The 17,677-nt window shown below is 47.0% G+C and carries 13 protein-coding genes; 3 read left to right on the plus strand and 10 right to left on the minus strand.

What is annotated here, in order from left to right; translation table 11 throughout:
* Positions 1–97 precede the first annotated feature (97 nt).
* The 10 genes from QT984_RS01515 to purC all read right to left on the minus strand — a co-directional run bounded on the left by QT984_RS01515 (position 98) and on the right by purC (position 10,701).
* A complete protein-coding gene (locus QT984_RS01515; RefSeq protein WP_333262236.1) occupies positions 98–469 on the minus strand; it encodes a DUF4278 domain-containing protein in 372 nt (123 codons plus the stop codon).
* Between the two features lie 343 nt (positions 470–812).
* On the minus strand, positions 813–1,157 hold the full coding sequence (locus QT984_RS01520) for a BON domain-containing protein (RefSeq protein WP_333053154.1): 345 nt from the start codon (positions 1,155–1,157) through the stop codon (positions 813–815).
* 379 nt (positions 1,158–1,536) lie between these two features.
* Positions 1,537–2,799, minus strand: a complete 1,263-nt coding sequence (locus QT984_RS01525; RefSeq protein WP_333053155.1) for a DNA cytosine methyltransferase — start codon at positions 2,797–2,799, stop codon at positions 1,537–1,539.
* A gap of 136 nt (positions 2,800–2,935) precedes the next feature.
* The gene (gene lpxB, locus QT984_RS01530; protein WP_333372912.1) at positions 2,936–4,108 is read right to left on the minus strand and encodes a lipid-A-disaccharide synthase; all 1,173 of its coding nucleotides are present in this window, start codon (positions 4,106–4,108) and stop codon (positions 2,936–2,938) included.
* A 9-nt stretch (positions 4,109–4,117) separates the two neighbouring features.
* Entirely contained in the window at positions 4,118–4,720 is a 603-nt protein-coding gene (locus tag QT984_RS01535) for a Uma2 family endonuclease (protein ID WP_333053159.1), read from the minus strand.
* A 41-nt stretch (positions 4,721–4,761) separates the two neighbouring features.
* Positions 4,762–5,556 carry an acyl-ACP--UDP-N-acetylglucosamine O-acyltransferase gene (gene lpxA / locus QT984_RS01540; RefSeq protein WP_333208292.1) on the minus strand — a complete coding sequence of 265 codons (795 nt, stop codon included), beginning with the start codon at positions 5,554–5,556 and terminating at the stop codon, positions 4,762–4,764.
* A gap of 267 nt (positions 5,557–5,823) precedes the next feature.
* Complete coding sequence (gene fabZ, locus QT984_RS01545) at positions 5,824–6,345, minus strand: 3-hydroxyacyl-ACP dehydratase FabZ (protein WP_333053161.1); 522 nt, start codon at positions 6,343–6,345, stop codon at positions 5,824–5,826.
* Positions 6,346–6,430: 85 nt separating this feature from the next.
* The gene (gene lpxC, locus QT984_RS01550; RefSeq protein ID WP_333053162.1) at positions 6,431–7,288 is read right to left on the minus strand and encodes a UDP-3-O-acyl-N-acetylglucosamine deacetylase; all 858 of its coding nucleotides are present in this window, start codon (positions 7,286–7,288) and stop codon (positions 6,431–6,433) included.
* Positions 7,289–7,408: 120 nt separating this feature from the next.
* Complete coding sequence (locus QT984_RS01555) at positions 7,409–9,790, minus strand: BamA/TamA family outer membrane protein (protein WP_333053164.1); 2,382 nt, start codon at positions 9,788–9,790, stop codon at positions 7,409–7,411.
* A 182-nt stretch (positions 9,791–9,972) separates the two neighbouring features.
* On the minus strand, positions 9,973–10,701 hold the full coding sequence (gene purC, locus QT984_RS01560) for a phosphoribosylaminoimidazolesuccinocarboxamide synthase (protein ID WP_333041222.1): 729 nt from the start codon (positions 10,699–10,701) through the stop codon (positions 9,973–9,975).
* 402 nt (positions 10,702–11,103) lie between these two features.
* Here purC and QT984_RS01565 point away from each other — a divergent pair, with 402 nt between their 5' ends.
* The 3 genes from QT984_RS01565 to QT984_RS01575 all read left to right on the plus strand — a co-directional run bounded on the left by QT984_RS01565 (position 11,104) and on the right by QT984_RS01575 (position 17,564).
* Positions 11,104–11,535, plus strand: a complete 432-nt coding sequence (locus QT984_RS01565; protein ID WP_333053165.1) for a response regulator — start codon at positions 11,104–11,106, stop codon at positions 11,533–11,535.
* A 120-nt stretch (positions 11,536–11,655) separates the two neighbouring features.
* A complete protein-coding gene (locus QT984_RS01570; protein WP_333270543.1) occupies positions 11,656–15,075 on the plus strand; it encodes a response regulator in 3,420 nt (1,139 codons plus the stop codon).
* 185 nt (positions 15,076–15,260) lie between these two features.
* Complete coding sequence (locus QT984_RS01575; protein WP_333372917.1) at positions 15,261–17,564, plus strand: DNA phosphorothioation-associated putative methyltransferase; 2,304 nt, start codon at positions 15,261–15,263, stop codon at positions 17,562–17,564.
* Positions 17,565–17,677: the final 113 nt, after the last annotated feature.

Genomic DNA, 17,677 nt, shown 5'->3' on the forward strand with positions numbered 1-17,677 from the left:
ACTTACCTGGAAAGTGCTTTATGGGAAGAGGGGGGAAATCAAGCCGCTGCTGATTTCCCCCCTCTTTACAAACGCTTTGTTTTCTGAAGCTTTTTCTCTAACACACCATTTGTCTTGACTCAATTTCTAGCAAGCGCAGCAGTGTTTCATCGCCCTTGGCTTTGGCTGCTTGCTTTCTACGATCGAGAATATTGCAAAGATTCGCCTGGTGTACTTGCGCCACTTCCACAACTGTTGGGTAATAATCCACCCTCGCTGAAGCGCTAGCTGCTGCGACATCACGATCGCCAGCTTGAGCATCTCGCTTTTTGGTATGGTTTGTGCCGCCGTATTTTCTGGGGTTGGGAATGTGTCTCGGATACCGATAGTTCCAGTTTTGACCCCGGTATTTGCCCGCGACTTCCCCTTCGATCATATCGACTGTCGGAATGTCGTACTCGTAGTTTGAACCGCGATAAGTGAGTTTCATATTTTTTGATCCTTATATTTATCGAGATAAAAAGGGCAATCAGGTCAGCGTTGGTTTTCTTCGCTAAAACATTTTTAGTTTCTGTATTCAATTATACTGTTTTTTTAGATAAATCGCTTTTTTTTACAAAAATTAATATTTTGAGGGGGAGACGGCAAGAAAAAACCCGCCGCAGCGGGTTTAATCCAGTTTCATAAAGTAGCGCTAGATATTACCCCCCCAACCCCCCCTCCCGCGGGGGGGCTAAGACTTCATCCATAGCACATCTTTAGAAAAATGGTATTAATCCAGTTTTTGACTGCTTCGAGCAGCCCCGGAGCGAAACTACTTCGGTTCCGAATAACTAGCCGACTGTCACCTGATCGGTTTGCACGTTTGTGGCACCTTCTTCAGCAGAGGCGATCGCCACCAACTTGTCGAGAATTTCCTGACTGGGAACTTGACCTTTGAGAACAACCGTGCTGCTGAGCTGAGCAACCCAAACAGTCTCGATATCAGCAACTTCTGCATCGCTGTCAAAAGCTAAAGCAACCCGCTTCGCGAGGCCACTTTCGTCAAAATTTCCGTCTGGGCCGACTTTAGCAGGAGCGATGGATTGCGCTTGTGCTGCTTGCTGTACTACTTGTGCCATCGGTTCAGCCTGGGGTGCAGGCTTTTCGAGTCCGAACAGTCTTTTAAACCAACCCATAGTATTTGAGTCTCCTGAAAATACACTTTTTACACAATAGCTCTAGAAGTCCAAAAGACTCGTAATTGTTGCAAAACTCAGCGAAATTTATCAAAATGTTTTCCGGTAGACTTTCACAATCTCAAATCTCCCATGATATGCAGATGTTAATTTTGCTATTTTATGTCTAGGATGCTACGCCTTGGATTGCAGACCAGTAGTCGAAATAGTTCCCACTTTTACCTTGAACAAACTGCACAGCGCGCCGGAATACATTCCCGGTTTGTTTAACTACTGGGGACATCTTGTGCTGGTCATCGAACTGTGTCCACGGATACAAGGGACGCTAAACCCGCGCTTAATTGGGGGTAGCCCTGCATATACGCTGTCAATCTAATTCTTAACTTTTTAGATAATATTCTTCTGCTTCTGACCAATTGAGTTTAAGCAAGGAATCATCTCCCCATGTCAGCTTGAGACTCGGCTTAATGGCTTCCACGCCCAAAGCGCTAATAATTTGCGCTGCGACAGCTTTCGCCAATAGCGGCGGTACAGAATTTCCGACTTGGCGAAAACCGTGCCATTTTGTGACATGAAATCTAAACCAGTCAGGATAGGAATGCAGTCGCGCAGCTTCTCTGACTGTAATGCACCGAGGGGCGATCGGGTGAATCGGTCTCGGCGAAGTATAAGCCCCCCTAGCCCTGTCGGTTCCGGCCCTGAGAGTGTTGCAAACTCCGTCGGGGTGAAGCTTGTAAAAACGGCTGATCGGCTCTTTTTCGCCGCGTTTTGCCGCCTGAAACCTTTCTATACATTCCTGAGAATGTTTAGTTCGCAAACTACAAGAGAGGATTTGTCGATCGTACTCGCGATCGTAGGAATAATCATCATCCAAACCATCAATTCCGCGCATTATACTCGCATAAGTGCTGCACTTTCCGTACTCTGCCATTACCCAATCTCGGTGCAGCAACTCGCTGTAGTTTTCCACTTCCGGCAAATCTCCAATCGCATCCCAAACAGTCGGAACAGCAGGTAAATTAATTTTTTTATAGCGTTTAGGAATTTTAATTTTGGGCAATATAGTAGTTTGCTGAGGGTATTTGGGTAGCTCATAACCTGCTTTGCACCCAATCAAAAACAATCGTTTGCGAGCTTGCGGCACTCCATAGTTAACAGCGTTGAGAACTTGATAATTTTCTTCTACTTTATAGCCACGTTTCAGAAAAGAGCTAATTAAAACATTCAGGAGTTCTTTGTGTTCTCCTGATGCAATTCCCGGTACATTTTCCATTACAAAAAACTTGGGTTTTAGCTCCAAAACTAAGCGCTGAAAGTGAAAAATTAGAGAATTTCGTGGATCGTCCACATCGCGCTTGCCCATCATCGAGAATCCTTGACAGGGCGAACCGCTGATTACTACGTCTATCTCGCGCCCCCCGATCGCCGATTTTTTCCGAATTTCCGAGCCCGTAAGCTGTGTGACATCTTTACACAGAATAGAACACAGCGGGAAATTAAACTCGTGTGTGGCGCAGTGAATAGGGTCAATTTCGACTGAGGCAAGTACGTCAAAACCTGCTTGTTCAAAGCCCAGAGTCATGCCGCCCGCACCTGCAAATAAATCAACAGCGATCGGTCGCTTTTTCCGATTGCTTGGCATAACATTTCAATAAAAAAGTTGCTTTAATAGAAATTAAGGAAATCAACAGCGTTTCTGGTAATAAATCGTGAATTTGTCCACGAGCCAGCCACAAAGGAACCGGGTTTATACATAACTTTTAAATACAAAAAATGCTTTAAGAAGCTGTATTTAATTTGACATTTTTCATTATTTCCGCAGCCGCCCGATCGCACACGCCCACATCTCCGAGACTTTCCCGCATTTCCCGATAACCCGCCAAAGTTTGCTGGCGCCGATCGGCATTTTGCAGCAATTCCAATGCGTGATGCACTATATTTTCCGCAGTCGCCTCGTCTTGCAGCAACTCCGGGACGATCGGCTTCATTTGCACCAAATTGGGCGGAGACATAAAAGGAATCGAAAATTTCAGCACGTGGCGAAAAATCCAAGCCGTAATTGGACTGACGCGATAGAGGACAACTTGCGGAACATCCAGCAAAGCCAGCTCCAGATTAACAGTACCAGATTTAGTAATCGCCAGATCGGCAGCAGCCAAGATTTCCAGAGTTTGATTTTCTAACAGAGTAGCCCGCAAACCGTAATTCTCGATCGCCTGTTCAATTTTGTGGCGAAAAGCGTTATTAGCAAGCGGAATCCAAAAATGAACTTCCGGCAATTTAGCTTGAATAATTTGAGCTGCCTCAAATATAACCGGCATCAGGTACTTGAGTTCTTGGTGTCTAGAAGCGGGAATTAGGGCGATCGACACCTGTTCCGGTCCAATTCCCAAAGTTTTGCGGGCAACTTCCCGGCTGGGCGCAGATTGCATTCTATCCACCAAAGGATGACCAACCCAACTCACTTCGGCTCCTTTTTCTCGATAATAACAAGCTTCCTCTGGGAAAATTGCCAAAAGTTGGTCGCAAATATTGACAATCAGATCAGTATTGCGAGGAGAAATCGACCAAACCCATTCTTGAGGTGCGATGTACCAAACCACGGGCAAATCAGGCAAACAGCGGCGGATATAGCTGCCAATACCGAGATTAGGAGTCAAATAATCAATCAATACAACAGCATCGGGGCGAAAGTTTTTGAGATATTGTTTAGCTTTTTGTTGAACTTTGATCGTTGGCCAAATATACGGCACTGATTCTATAAGGCCCATAGAACCAATGCCCAAAGTATCGCCTAAAATAGTAGCCCCAGCTTCCGCCATACGAGGGCCGCCCAATCCTGTTATTTCTAACTCCAAACCAGCCGCGACAGCGTGACGTTTTAAGGCTGCAACTAACAAAGAGCCTTGCAAATCGCCCGAAACCTCACCAGTGCTGATAAAAATTTTCATATTCTGACTTTATACAGGTGAGATGTTGGCTAATAACTCGGTAACAGCATCATATTGATCGGGCATATTAGCACAGCGTAGCAGTAATTCTAAGTCCAGAGCGGGAAGGAATGTACTCCGGGAAATCTGCTCATAATTTTCACCTGTTAAGTAATAGAGAGATAACTGACTATTTTGCCAAAACCAGACTTCCCGAACTCCCAATCTTTTGTAGAATTCTAGAGTATTTATCCCGCCACTGGTAATTACCACTTCAATAGCAATATCTGGGACTATTTTTTGGGTTCCTATATCATAGGAATCATCCGGCTCTTTTCTACCGCCTAATTCTCTGTTACCCAGAGTCGGGCCGCCCTTGCCGTAAAATCTAATCCCATTTGCTCTCATATATGCCTCTAGCAGCATACAGAGAGTTTTCTTGATTATTTCGTGTTCGGGCGAGACAGTCATAATTTGCAGTATTTTATCGAGATAGAAAAATTTCACACCTCTGACATCTTTAAAAGCTGCTTCTATCGCTTCAAATTGCTCCCAACTAACATCTGAGAACCTGATGCAGCCATCTGGTTCTGTTTCAGGGGATGTAGATTTGACAGAAGTATATACATTCATAGGGCAACAGTCGCTTAGTTCATAGGTTTATTCTACCTCATTCACTTTTTGCCAGGAATCAAACCGCGTCGCCCTTTGGTTATAGACTGTTGCATAAATCTCCGCAGGTGCTGCAAGTGGGCGTTTTCTGGCAACAAATCCAACTGTTCCAAAGCTCGATCGAGAGTGTAGCCAGAACGGTATAGAATACGAAAAGTTTTCTTCAAAAGTAGCAAATCTTCTTGGGTAAAACCGGCGCGTTCGAGGCCTATTTTGTTGATTGCTCGCACTCTCGAAGGATTTCCCTCGACTAGCATATAAGGAGGCACATCTCGATCGATCCTGCTCAAGCCGCCCACCATAGACAAACGGCCGATTTGGACAAACTGATGAACCCCCAAAACACCGCTCAAGCGGGCTTGAGACTCGATTTTAACGTGTCCGGCTAAGGCTACAGCATTAGCGATAATTACTCGATCGGCGATCGCGCAATTGTGTCCCACATGAACATAAGCCATCAATAGATTATGATTGCCAATAGTCGTGCTTTCCCCCGCTCCAGTAGCGCGGTTAATTGTCACGTATTCCCGAATGAGATTGTTGTCGCCAATTTTCACCCTAGTTAGAGAACCCTCGTATTTCAAATCTTGAGGTTCCAAACCAATCGCCGCACCGGGGAAAATTTGATTGCGAGCGCCTATTTCTGTTAGCCCGTCGATAATTGCATGGGCGCCAATCTTAGTCTCCGGCCCTATTTTCACTCTTTCCCCAATTACAGCATAAGCTCCCACTTCTACAGTCGGGTGAAGTTCGGCGCGGGGATGAATCACAGCAGTTGGGTGAATCAAAGTAAGCATTTTTTATTAGTCAGTTTTCAGTTTTCAGTTTTCAGTTTTCATACAAAATCAAGCTTAAATACCCCGTTTATTTCTTAGTCCGCGGCGGACTTCGTTTGTGTAGTAGCGATTGCAATCGCCGAATCATCAAGGAGTAACAAACCAGGATTTAGTATCAGTAGTCAATTGTCAATTGTCAATTGTCAGTGGTTATCAGGAATATAGAGAAATCCCCAAATAACACATAACCAATCACCAATCACCAATCACCAATCACCAATCACCAACTTAATCTACCATCGAAAACGTCAATTCTCCTTCACAAACTTTTTGTCCGTCTACTTCAGCCAGAGCCTGCATTTTTGCGAAGCGGCGGCGTTTTACCCACAGCAATTCTACAGTCATCAGCAACTGATCGCCCGGTACAACCTGACGACGGAACTTGACTCGATCAATTCCGGTAAACATCCACAATCCTTGCTTGATATCGGGCAACTGAGCCAGAACAATACCGCCAACTTGAGCCATCGCTTCGACAATTAATACTCCAGGCATAATCGGCCGTCCGGGGAAATGCCCTTGAAAATGCGGTTCGTTAAAAGTCACATTTTTAATTCCTACAGCCTTCTCGGACGGCACGTAATCAACAATCTTGTCAACCAGTGCAAAAGGATAGCGATGAGGCAATAATTTCTGAACTTCTTCGAGAGTAAAAGTAGATTTAACCGCTGGAGAATCTTCACCGTTTTTGGTGGGGACGGATTCAGAATTAGCAGTATTGAGGGTGTTAACTTCAGTCAGCGTAGACATTTCTTGAAGAATTTTGAGTGTGGTATGGCAGAAGGCAGAAGGCAGAAGGAAGATGTAATCTTAACAGAAGATCGCCTGTTTTTTCCTAACTTTTATCTAGCGTAGCTAGAGCTTGGGAGTTCAGGGCTTGGGCGAGTTGGACGTGCAGGTTGTGACTGGCTTTGTAAGCCAAGTAGTGAGCTTTTGGCCAAGTTCCGAGCAGACTGAGGTCGCCTACTAAGTCTAGGATTTTATGGCGCACTGGTTCGTTGGCAAATCTCAAAGGCGGGTTGAGCCAGCCGGATCGATCGCAAACTAGGGCGTTTTCTAGGGTACCACCTTTGATCAAACCAGCTTGTCGCAATTGGTCAACTTGGCGAGCAAGTCCAAAAGTGCGGGCTGGGGCGATCGCCGTCGCAAAACTTTCTGCCTCTGGCGACCAACTGTACCATTGATTGCCGATCGCCTGTTCCTCAAAATCAATTCCGTAACTAAATCGAGTTTCTGCTGAGGGTAAAGCCGCTGCAAAAGCATCCCCGTGGCGCACCCAAATTGGCTCACTAACGACAAAGGAGGAAGTGGGGTATTGCTTAGATTCTTGAGGAACTAAGCCGGTATGGGCGATCGCCTCTACCCAAACCAGAGCCGAACCGTCCAGCAGCGGCACTTCCGGCCCATCAACCTCAATTCGAGCATTATCCGCTCCCATCCCCGCCAAAGCGGCTAATAGATGCTCTACAGTGCGAATTTGAGCATCGATACCTGCCAGTTCCGTTGAAAGTGCAGTCTGGCAAACCGCCTCAATTTTTGCAGGAATTCTCGGAGCACCAGGCAAGTCAATTCTGACAAAATAGCGACCTTCCCCAACCTCTGCAGGCAAAACTCGGACGCGAGTTTGTTCGCCGCTGTGCAAACCGATTCCCGACAGTTCAAATTCAGATTTTAAGGTACGTTCAATAGTCATTAGTTAGTAGTCAGTAGTCATTAGTTAGTAGTCAGTAGTTAGTAGTCAACTGTCAACAGTCAACTGCCAACTGTCAACAGTCAACTGCCAACTGCCAACTGCCAACTGCCAACTGTCAACTTAGAATCGCTCACCAATTCCAAAGTGAATTTGATTGTCGCCAGTGTCGTTGATACCGTAATCGATCCGGATCGGCCCTAAAGGAGATTGAACCCGCACGCCGATGCCGTAACCGTAACCGCTACCGGGCTTTTCGCGGATACCTGCCGGGTCGCCTGGGACATCTTTGCCCGTGCCCAAGTCAGTGCCAGCATCCAAAAATAGCGCTCCGCCGATAAACGAAATAATCGGGAAACGGTACTCAACGCTGGCCTCTAGGAAGCTGCGGCCGGCTCCCATGTCGCCTTCGTCGTATCCGCGCACCGAGTTGGCGCCGCCCAAGGCAAAGGCTTCGTAGGGAGGCAAATCTCCGAATACGGTGCCGCCCCTAAAACTGAATGCCAGGGTTTGAGGGCCGGCGGTAAAGTTAGTGTACTTGACTGGTAGGTACAAGCTGTAGCTGGCCCGCAGGCGGTTTAACAGGATGCTGCCGGAACCTACAGGAATCGATTGTTCCATCCCAAATCTGAGCAGGGAACCGCTAGTGGGGCGGAGGGGGTCGTTGCGCCGATCGCGTACAACACCTGCTTGCAAAGTTGTCAAGTCATCCGAACCCGAATCGCTAAAACTCAACAGGTTGCCGAGTTCGTCCTCGGATTCGCGCCGGCCTTTGCGATCGGTAATTGAGACTCGCTGGTACTGCAAGCCTACTGAAGCTGTCCACTCAGAATCGGCAAAAGGATTCCGATCCAGGGGACGGGTGAAATTGATACCGGCACCAGTACGATTGATGCGGGGTCGATCGTCGTTGGGCAATCTGACTTCCCGTTCGCCGCCGTCAAAAATCACGCTGATCGATCGTCTTCTAAACGCATTAATCGTATAAGAAGTCCGGTAAGGATCGCCCGCAATCCAGGGATCTGTAAAACTCAAGTCAAACAGATTTTGGCGTTCCCCGATTTGTACTTCAGCCCCCAATTTCTGGTTCCTACCTCTCAAGTTTTGCTGCTGGTAACTCAGCGTACCGAACAAACCCGTCGCGGAACTCAAACCTGCACCAGCCGCCAGAGAACCGGTATTTTTCTCAATGACGTTGACAATTACTCTTGCCTTGCGGGGGTCAGTCGTTCCCGGTTCCAAGGCAAGTCGCACGTCTTCAAAAATTCCCAAACCAAACACCCGTCTCAAATCTCTTTCCGCCTTGGTGCGGTTAAAGATGTCTCCGGGCTTGAGTTCTACTTCGCGGGTGATGACAAACTGACGGGTGTTGCCTCCGATCGGCTGACCCGTCGCATCTGTTGCCTCTCCCTCCTTGTTCAGGAAGCGGACATCAACGGATTCGATCTGGCCTTCTGCCACTACCAGGGTGACAGTGCCGTCGTCTGCTACTTGCGGGGCATCAGTGATTTGGCCCAAAACATAGCCGTTCTCTTGATACCACGCATTAATTTTTTTCACTCCCTCTTCAAAGCGGCGGAGGTTGAGAATTTTGCCGTATTGATCGCGGAAGCTTTCGTCAATTACGCTTTGGGGCAGCACTTGCTGACCGGTGATTGTCACTCCCTGCAGCACCGGATTTGGCTGCACAATAAAAGTCACCCGGACGCCCAACGGGGTGTCTTCCGGTACTGCCCGCACGTTTCTAAAAAAGCCCGTGGCAAAAATGGCGTTGATGTCTTGTTGCAGTTGGCTGCGGTTGGTTGTGCGTCCCGGTTGGGTGCTGATGACTCGGTAAATTTCGGTTTCCAAGTCTTCCGTCGCGCCGGTGACTGTAACTTCTGCTACTAGCACTTGCGGTTCTGCCGCCCCGGCGGGTGCAGGGGCTTGTCTCGGCTGCGGTGCCCGGCCAGGGGGCAATGGAGGAACGGTGTTAGTCGGCGGTCCCGTCGGGGCCGGTATTGTCGGAACTTGGGCGTTTTGAGCGATCGCCTCGGATTCATCTGGTTTCCCTAGCTCTGCTGCGATCCAGGCGGGCGTTACCGCCGCTTCCGATGGGGGGAGCGAGCTTTCCTGTTGCGCCTCTGGCAGGGCGTTTTGGCTGCTAGAGGCGGGGGAAGGGTTGGATGCTAGCTCGGGTTTGAGTTCAAGGATCGGAGGTGAAACCGGGGATGGCGGGTCTGTGACTTGGTTTGGGGGTTCGCGGTCGTTCCCTCCTCTGGCAGGGGCCTCCGCTATTTTTAGGGCTTCCCCTTTGCTGGTTTTAGCGGCTTTAGGGTTTTGAGGAGGGTTTGGGGTTAATTCTGGAAGGGGGCGATCGGGTAATTCGATCGACGGGGCGGGCCCGGCGGCAGTCAAAGCTTCCTCTGCTGATTCAGAGTAGGATGTTTGGCCGGAAGCAGAATTTGATAACCCGAATGTTGCTGAGGCAGTAAAAACTGCCACCAATACAGCAGATAAACGCATTTTTGTTCACTTTTTTGGAATCCACACACCACATTAGTCATTAGTCATTAGTCATTAGTCATTAGTTATTAAGTCGGTTGAATTTCGCGCTGATCGCTAATTGATGACTGTTGACCGCTGATTGCTGACATCGAAAGCAGAAGGGTAACAAACTGTGCAATTCTAGCGCATTACCAAGGCCTCTAGACTTTCTGAGCGAGAACGCGTTGGAGAACTTGCTGGTAAGCGGTTTCTACCGATCCTAAGTCGCGGCGGAATCGGTCTTTGTCCATAACACGGGCGTCGGGGTCTGCTTCTGCGTTGTCCCAGAGGCGGCAGGTGTCGGGACTGATTTCGTCGGCGAGGATCAGATTTTGATGTTGGTCGATACCGAATTCTAGTTTGAAGTCTACCAGGGTGATGCCGCACTGGCTGAAAAATTCTTTGAGTATTTCGTTAATTTCGCGGGCGGCGATTTCTAGTTGGTCTACTTGTTCGGGGGTGGCTAGCTGCATTAGCAGCAGCCTGTCGCGGGTCAGCAGCGGGTCTCCCAAATCGTCGTTTTTGTAATAAAACTCGACCAGCGGCGGATTGACAATTGTGCCGAGGGCGAGTCCGGTTTGCTTGCAAAGACTGCCGGCGGCAATGTTTCTGACTACGACTTCCAAGGGCAAGATTTGGACGCGACAGACTCGCATTTGGTTGGGGGCCGGGGTGTCGATGAAGTGGGTGGGAATGCCTTTGGCTTCTAGCATCCGAAACAGGTGGGCGGATACGGCGCAGTTGATTTCGCCTTTGCCGACGATGCTGCCGCGTTTCTGGGCGTTAAAGGCTGTGGCGTCGTCTTTGAAGTGGGTCAGCAAAATTTCGCTGTCTTCGGTGGAGTAGAGGATTTTGGCTTTGCCTTCGTAGAGTTTGCGATCGGCTGACATGGCGATTAATAATAATGTAGATGAGTTTTAGATTTTACCGTAGCTCGATCGGGTGTTATTGGCGAGTTTTTGGATCTCCGCTGCACCGCTCATCATCTGACAAGCGAATTTCTTCATGTGGTACCCGCCACGTGATTTATCCGTGGAATCCATCCCAAATCTCAAATCTCAAATCCTCAAGCCCCCGCATTTATCCGTCGGGTCAATCCAAAATCTCAAATCTCAAATCCAAAATCGAATGACGGGCAAGTACGCCTGCAGGTAGATACTGTCATCGACCCCGGCATAAATGATTCTTGACAAAGGACAATAGATATTAAACCTGCTGGGTTCGCGATCCGTGCTGACAAAACCTCGCCAACGAGACGGGCGCTTAAAAAACATCTAGAAAATGGCTGATTTATGCAAGACAAAAAAATTCATATTCTTTTGGTAGAAGATGATGAGGTTGATGTGATGAACGTCCGGCGAGCTTTCAAAAAAAATAACATCGTCAACCCCCTCTACATTGCTGCCAATGGATTAGAAGCTCTAGCTATATTGCGTGGACAAGGAAAAATAGATCCTCCCATGCCTCAAGCGCGCCGGTTGATTTTGCTGGACTTGAATATGCCGAGAATGAGCGGGATCGAGTTTTTGCAAGAATTGCGACTGGATGAATGTTTGAGGTCGATTCCGGTAATCGTCCTCACAACTTCTAATGAAGATAGAGATAAAGTAAAAGCTTATAATTTGAATGTAGCGGGCTATATTCTTAAACCTGTTACTTTTTCTAACTTTGTGGAAGTGATGGCTACCCTAAACAAATACTGGATGCTGAGTGAAATTCCCTAAAATAGGGAAATTTGAATAGAAAAATTTTCAAGGGGGCTTTATGATTTTTCAGCGATGCAGTTGTTTTAAGTCCTTTTTCTTGACAGCAGCTTTTTCGGACTAATCCACAATTCGGTTTTTATGGACAAAATTCTCACAATTCTGATAGTTGATGACGATGCAGTCGATCGAATGGCAATCAAACGATCGCTCAAGTCTGCTGGTGTTTCTGCAGAAGTTACTGAAGCAGAAGACTGCGCGGATGCGCTGGCACAACTCTCGGTTAGCAAAAATTCTATGCAGGCTACCGCAAAACTCTCCCAACAAAATAAATCTCAACCTTTAAGCGAGGTTGAGGAGACAGAAAAGGGGCTGCTATTAAATCAAATATTTGAGTGCAAATTTGACTGCGTATTCCTCGACTACGGATTGCCGGACGGAGACGGACTGAGTTTGGTAAAACATCTACGAGAAGCTGGACTGAAAGTTCCCTTAATTGTACTCACAGGTCAAGGCGACGAACAAATCGCTGTGGAATTGATGAAGGCAGGAGCTTCTGATTATATTGCTAAAAATAAGCTTTCTCCCGATAGTTTGTCCCGCAGTTTGTCCAATGCGATGCGCGTTTACCGCGCCGAATTTCAGGCGTTTCATACCAGTCAAAAGCTTAAGGAAAGTGAGGAACGGTACAGGTTAGTTTTAGAGGGAGTGAACGACGGAATTTGGGATTGGGATTTAAGTAAAAATGAGGTTTATTGGAACGATCGCCTTTTGGAAATTATCGGTTTGTCGCGAAAGCAATTTGGCAGGACTATGGAAGCTCTATACAACCGCCTGCACCCCGATGACAAGGAGGGAATTGTCGCGGCGATCGCCGCTCACTTGGAACAAGAAATAGATTATAATGTAGAATTCCGGCTGCTACACTCGAACGGTGTTTACCGCTACTGCACTTCTCAGGGAAAAGCTCAGCGAAATTCCAAAGGAAAAGCGCTGCGAATGGCCGGCATGATTAGCGACATTACTGAGCGGAAACAGGCGGAATATGCTCTGGAAAGGGAACGGCAGCAACTGAAACAAATTATTACTTGCGTGCCGGTAGCAATGGCGATGTTCGATACGGAAATGCGCTATTTAGCTAACTCGCACAAATGGCTGACTCAATTTAATTTTGAGTGGCAGTCGCTGACTAATCTCAGTCATTACGAATTGTTTCCAGATACCCCGAATCGCTGGAAAGTAATGTATCAAGAAGTGCTCAGAGGTGAGGTCGTTTCTGTGAGCGAAGATGCTTGGGAACGAGCAGACGGCTCTGTTATCTACCTGCGCTGGGCCGCTCACCCTTGGTACAATCCAGACGGTAAAGTAGGGGGAATTGTGATGGTGGCCGACAAGATTAATGAGTTGGTGGAAGCGCGGGAAACTGCCTTAGAAGCTAGCCGGGTGAAGTCGCAATTCTTGGCGAACATGAGTCACGAAATTCGCACTCCGATGAATGGGGTTTTGGCAATGGCTCAATTGCTGCTGCGCGCTCCTCTGGAACAGAAACAGCGGGACTGTGCTCAGACGATTTACCGCAGTGCTGAACATTTGCTAAATGTTATTAATGATATTCTCGATTTTTCTAAGATTGAAGCGGGAGAAATGCGGCTGGAAAAGGCTAATTTTGATTTAGATAGTTGCGTTGAGTCGGTGATAGAAATTATAGCGCATTTGGCAGAAGAAAAAGGTATTGAATTGAATATTTTAGTTGACAGCTCAGTGCCGAGAAAGTTGGTGGGCGACTCGGGCAGATTGAAGCAAGTTTTGCTGAATTTGACGGGGAATGCCATAAAATTTACCGATCGCGGTCAAGTTCTAGTTCACGTAACTGTGAAACAGGGCAACAGACTGGCAGAGGGTAGACAAGAAGCAAGGTTGCTATTTTCGGTGCGGGATACTGGCATTGGAATTTCGGCCCAAGGACAAACAAAGCTGTTCCAATCTTTTTCTCAGGTAGATGATTCTCCTACTAGGCCTTACGGCGGGACGGGTTTAGGTTTGGCTATTTGTAAGCAGTTAGTGGAGATGATGGGAGGGGACATTGGAGTTCGCAGTTTGCTAGGCAGCGGTGCTACTTTTTGGTTTACTGTACCTTTGGAAAAACAGTTGCCAGTTGAGCCTCACGATCCCGAACTTGCGGGCAAGAAGTTGTTAGTAATCTCTGGAAGTGCTTTGAGGAGGGCAGCAGTGCGATCGCTCGCTCAAAGTTGGGGTGCGCGCTGCGACGAGGCAGAAAGTGCTGCTGAGGCTTGGAGTTGGTTGAAAAATACCCAGGGCGGGATTTCTCAGAATTCGGGAGAGGGGGGAAAAAGCTGGGATGTGGTGCTGGTGGACTTGCAAATGCCGGAGTTGGATGCGGAGGAATTTGCTAGGAAAGTGCGATCGACCTCGACAGTTTGCTCGTTAATCGCCATGACTGCTTTGCGAGAACAGCCGAAGGCTGAATCGCTTTGCAGTCGAGGTTTTAACGGATATTTGATCGAGCCGGTGCGGCCAAGCCACCTGCTTGAGGCAATGCTTGCGCCGGTGAAGGGAAGGGGAGATTTTGGGAGAGAGGAGGCTGTTAATACTGGCAAGTTGCCACCAGTTAATACTCATCAATATGTTACTCCCAATTCGCTGTCATCGCTGAGAATTTTGGTTGCGGAAGACCACCCGATCAATCAACAAGTTCTTGTCGAACAGTTGGCAGTTTTAGGCTATCAGGCTGACTGCGTGGTCAACGGTCAAGAAGCGCTGGATTTGCTGGCTAAAAAAAGCTATGATTTAGTGCTGATGGACTGTCAAATGCCGATACTGGATGGTTACAAAGCAGCGCAAAAGTTGAGGGAAATCGAAGGAAGCGATCGGCATACTTTTGTGATGGCTTTAACTGCTCATGCTATGCCGGGGGAACGAGAAAAGTGTCTAGCGGCGGGGATGGACGATTATCTCAGCAAACCTGTAGATTTAGATGCTTTGGCGGCGGCCCTGAAAAAGTATGAAGCCCTAAATGTTCAGGGTGACAATAAGTATGGAGTTAAAAGTATAAATTCGGAAAATAAATCTCAATTAGCAACAAATTATACAGAAGTTGTGGAAAAAGCGCAGGTTGTGGCCGGGCCGACACCAAGGGCGATCGCACTTCCAACTTGGGAACATAGAGACTACGACGGACTGTTCGACAAGAGCAGATTGGAGCAACTCGGACGAGTTAATATTAAATTGCCAGAGCGACTCTTGCAAGCTTTTGTGGCAGGAGCCCAAGCTGATGTAGCTGCTGCCAAAAGAGCCGTAGAAGCTAAAGATTGGCAAGCTGTGGAATATCAAGCCCACCGTCTCAAGGGAACTTCGGCTAATGTGGGAGTTGCTCAGATGTCGGATTTGGCCGCACAATTGGAGCATCAAGCGCGAAGCTTTCAATCTGAACCAAAAGGGGTGGAATTGTCAAATAGTGAGAGGATTGAGAACCTATTAGTAAGTTTGTCCAGTCATTTAGCCCGGGTGCAAGAATTTGTGGAAAATCGAATGTTTAGTTAGTCGGTTAGTCGCTATTAATCGATATTAGTCGGCGCTTGAAATCGCGCCTAAACAAACGAAGTCCGCCTACGCGGACTAAGAAATAAATTCTTTGTTTCTTTGTTTGTTTATTTCTTTGTTTCTTTCTTCACTCTGTGTTCTCTGCGTTCTCTGCGGTTAATTTAAAAAAAATAATTAATTTAGCTATGAATTACGATACCATTACAAACACTATTTCAAATAGCAATTCCTTAGAAAACGAGGAAAAACTGCTAACGCCTTTGATGGTTTTTGCTCGCGAAATTTTATTGTATGAAAAAGAGGGTATTTCTGAGCAATATTCTGTAAATGCTGTGCCTTACCCGCTCGATGAAATCAATAATTTTTCTGTGGACAATCTAGTAGCAAAAGTGGCTCGCTGCTGTCGGGAAAGCAAGGTGGGAAAAAAATTACCTACGGCTTTTTACGTTCACGTTTCAGCTTTGCAGAGACTCAACCCTGTCCTCGGAATCTACGAAAATTGTGCCAGACGCACTCTCGAAAATATTGATGAAGCAACTTTAGTTAAATTTTTGCTTCATCAACCTAAAATATCTTATCTTTTTTACCCTGATTTCGATACAAATGCTCATCCTGATTTGCAAACCAGCATCCAGATTAATCTAGCAACAGGGGAAGTTAAATATTTTGATTACAGTAACTGCGAAAATCCCCCGGTTTTGCACCGCAAGGAAACTTTTGTAGCTGCGGATTATCCCCATTACGAAAAGTTTGCGAGGCTGACTCGCTGCGAGGAAAAGTGGGGACTGCTTGACAATACTAGCGTTATCGGAACTCGCGAAGGTTGGCTCAAATATTTGGGATATTGCGGTGTAGAAATCCAAGATCATACTGTTGTCGAGCGTTTGAAAGAGGAGAATAGTGAGCTATCAATTCCTAAAATCGAGCGACATAAAGCTGCAATGGTACGCAATTCGCTTTCTAAACCCCTGCGTCTGGTTTTAGAAGCTGATTTAGTGAGGGACGGGGCGACTTTTTTTGACTACGGTTGCGGTTACGGCGGGGATGTTAAATATATTGCACAAGAGGGTTATGCTATTTCTGGTTGGGACCCATACTATCAGCCGGATACTCCGCGAATGTGTGCGGATATTGTGAATATTGGTTATGTGATTAATGTGATTGAATCTTTGGCGGAACGCCGAGAAGCTTTGCTAAGTGCTTGGGAATTAACTAAGAGTTTATTAGTTGTAGCGGCTCAAGTTTTGATTGATGATAGCGAACGAGGCCAAATTGCTTATGGGGATGGGGTGATTACTTCTCGGAATACTTTTCAGAAGTATTACGAACAGGAAGAGTTGAAGGTTTATATTGACCAAGTTTTGAATGTTGATGCAATTCCTGTGGCTTTGGGAATCTATTTTGTGTTTCGGGATGCAGCGGAGGGTGAAAGTTTTCGTGCTTCTCGGTTTCGATCGCACTTATCGACTCCCAGGGTGCGATCGCAAGTTAAGCGGTTTGAGGATTATGCGGAAATGTTGGCTCCTTTGATGGCTTTTGTGAGCGATCGGGGCCGCCTTCCTGTTAAAGGCGAACTAGCGGAAGAATCGGCGATTAAGGAGGAATTTCACAGTTTTAATCGCGCTTGGAGGGTGATTTTGCAAGCAACGGATGCGGATGATTGGGAGAAAATCGCCGACAAGCGCCGCCAAGATTTGCTGGTGTATCTGGCTCTGAACGGTTTGGGCGATCGGCCTTCAATCCGCGGACTCCCGGCTCAAATCCGCAATGACATCAAAGGTTTGTTTGACAATTATCAAAAAGCTTGCACTTTGGCAGATTTAATGCTATACAGTCTGAGCAAACCTGATATTGTGGCGGATTGCTGCGAAGATAGTGCGATCGGCTACAAACAGCATGGTTCCCTTTCTGTTCACGTCTCTGCATTAGAAGAACTAGACCCTTTGCTCAGGCTCTACGAAGGCTGCGCCAACCGCACAATTGGCAGACTTGACGGCGCGACAATTATCAAATTTTACGCTCGCAGACCTCAGATTTCCTATCTATTTTATCCCGATTTTGACACTAACCCGCATCCAGCCCTTCACACTTCTATGCACATAGATTTGCGCGACCTTTCTGTGAGCTATCAAGACTATTCTGATGTGTACAATCCGCCAATTTTAGTGAGAAAAGAAGCTTTTGTTACTGAGAGTTATCCGCATTATGACAAGTTTGCGAAACTCACCCGCCAAGAAGAAAAGTTAGGTATTCTCGATCGTGGCGTAGTTAAGAAACATCGGGAATGGATGAAGTGTTTGGAGGAAAATTGCGTGAAAATTAAGGATCATAAGTTGTTTTGGCGATCGAATGCTGACCCAGAAAAGTTGAAAATGCTGCAAAAAGCTGCGTCGGAACGTCAGGCGCGAAAGATTGAGGTTAATGCAGGAAAGAGTGAAGGAACCGCAGAGGGCACAGAGAGCACAGAGGAAGGGAAAGAAGAGGAATAGTCATGGAAACAGAGAAAGTTTCTGCCTAACTACCCAAAATTGGGATTTCACACAGAAAATTTCTGCTTTTGACCCCATGACGGGAAGGGAGTAGTTCCCAAAATCTCAAAATA

Source organism: Microcoleus sp. Z1_B2 (assembly GCF_036700325.1).
Lineage (GTDB): Bacteria > Cyanobacteriota > Cyanobacteriia > Cyanobacteriales > Microcoleaceae > Microcoleus.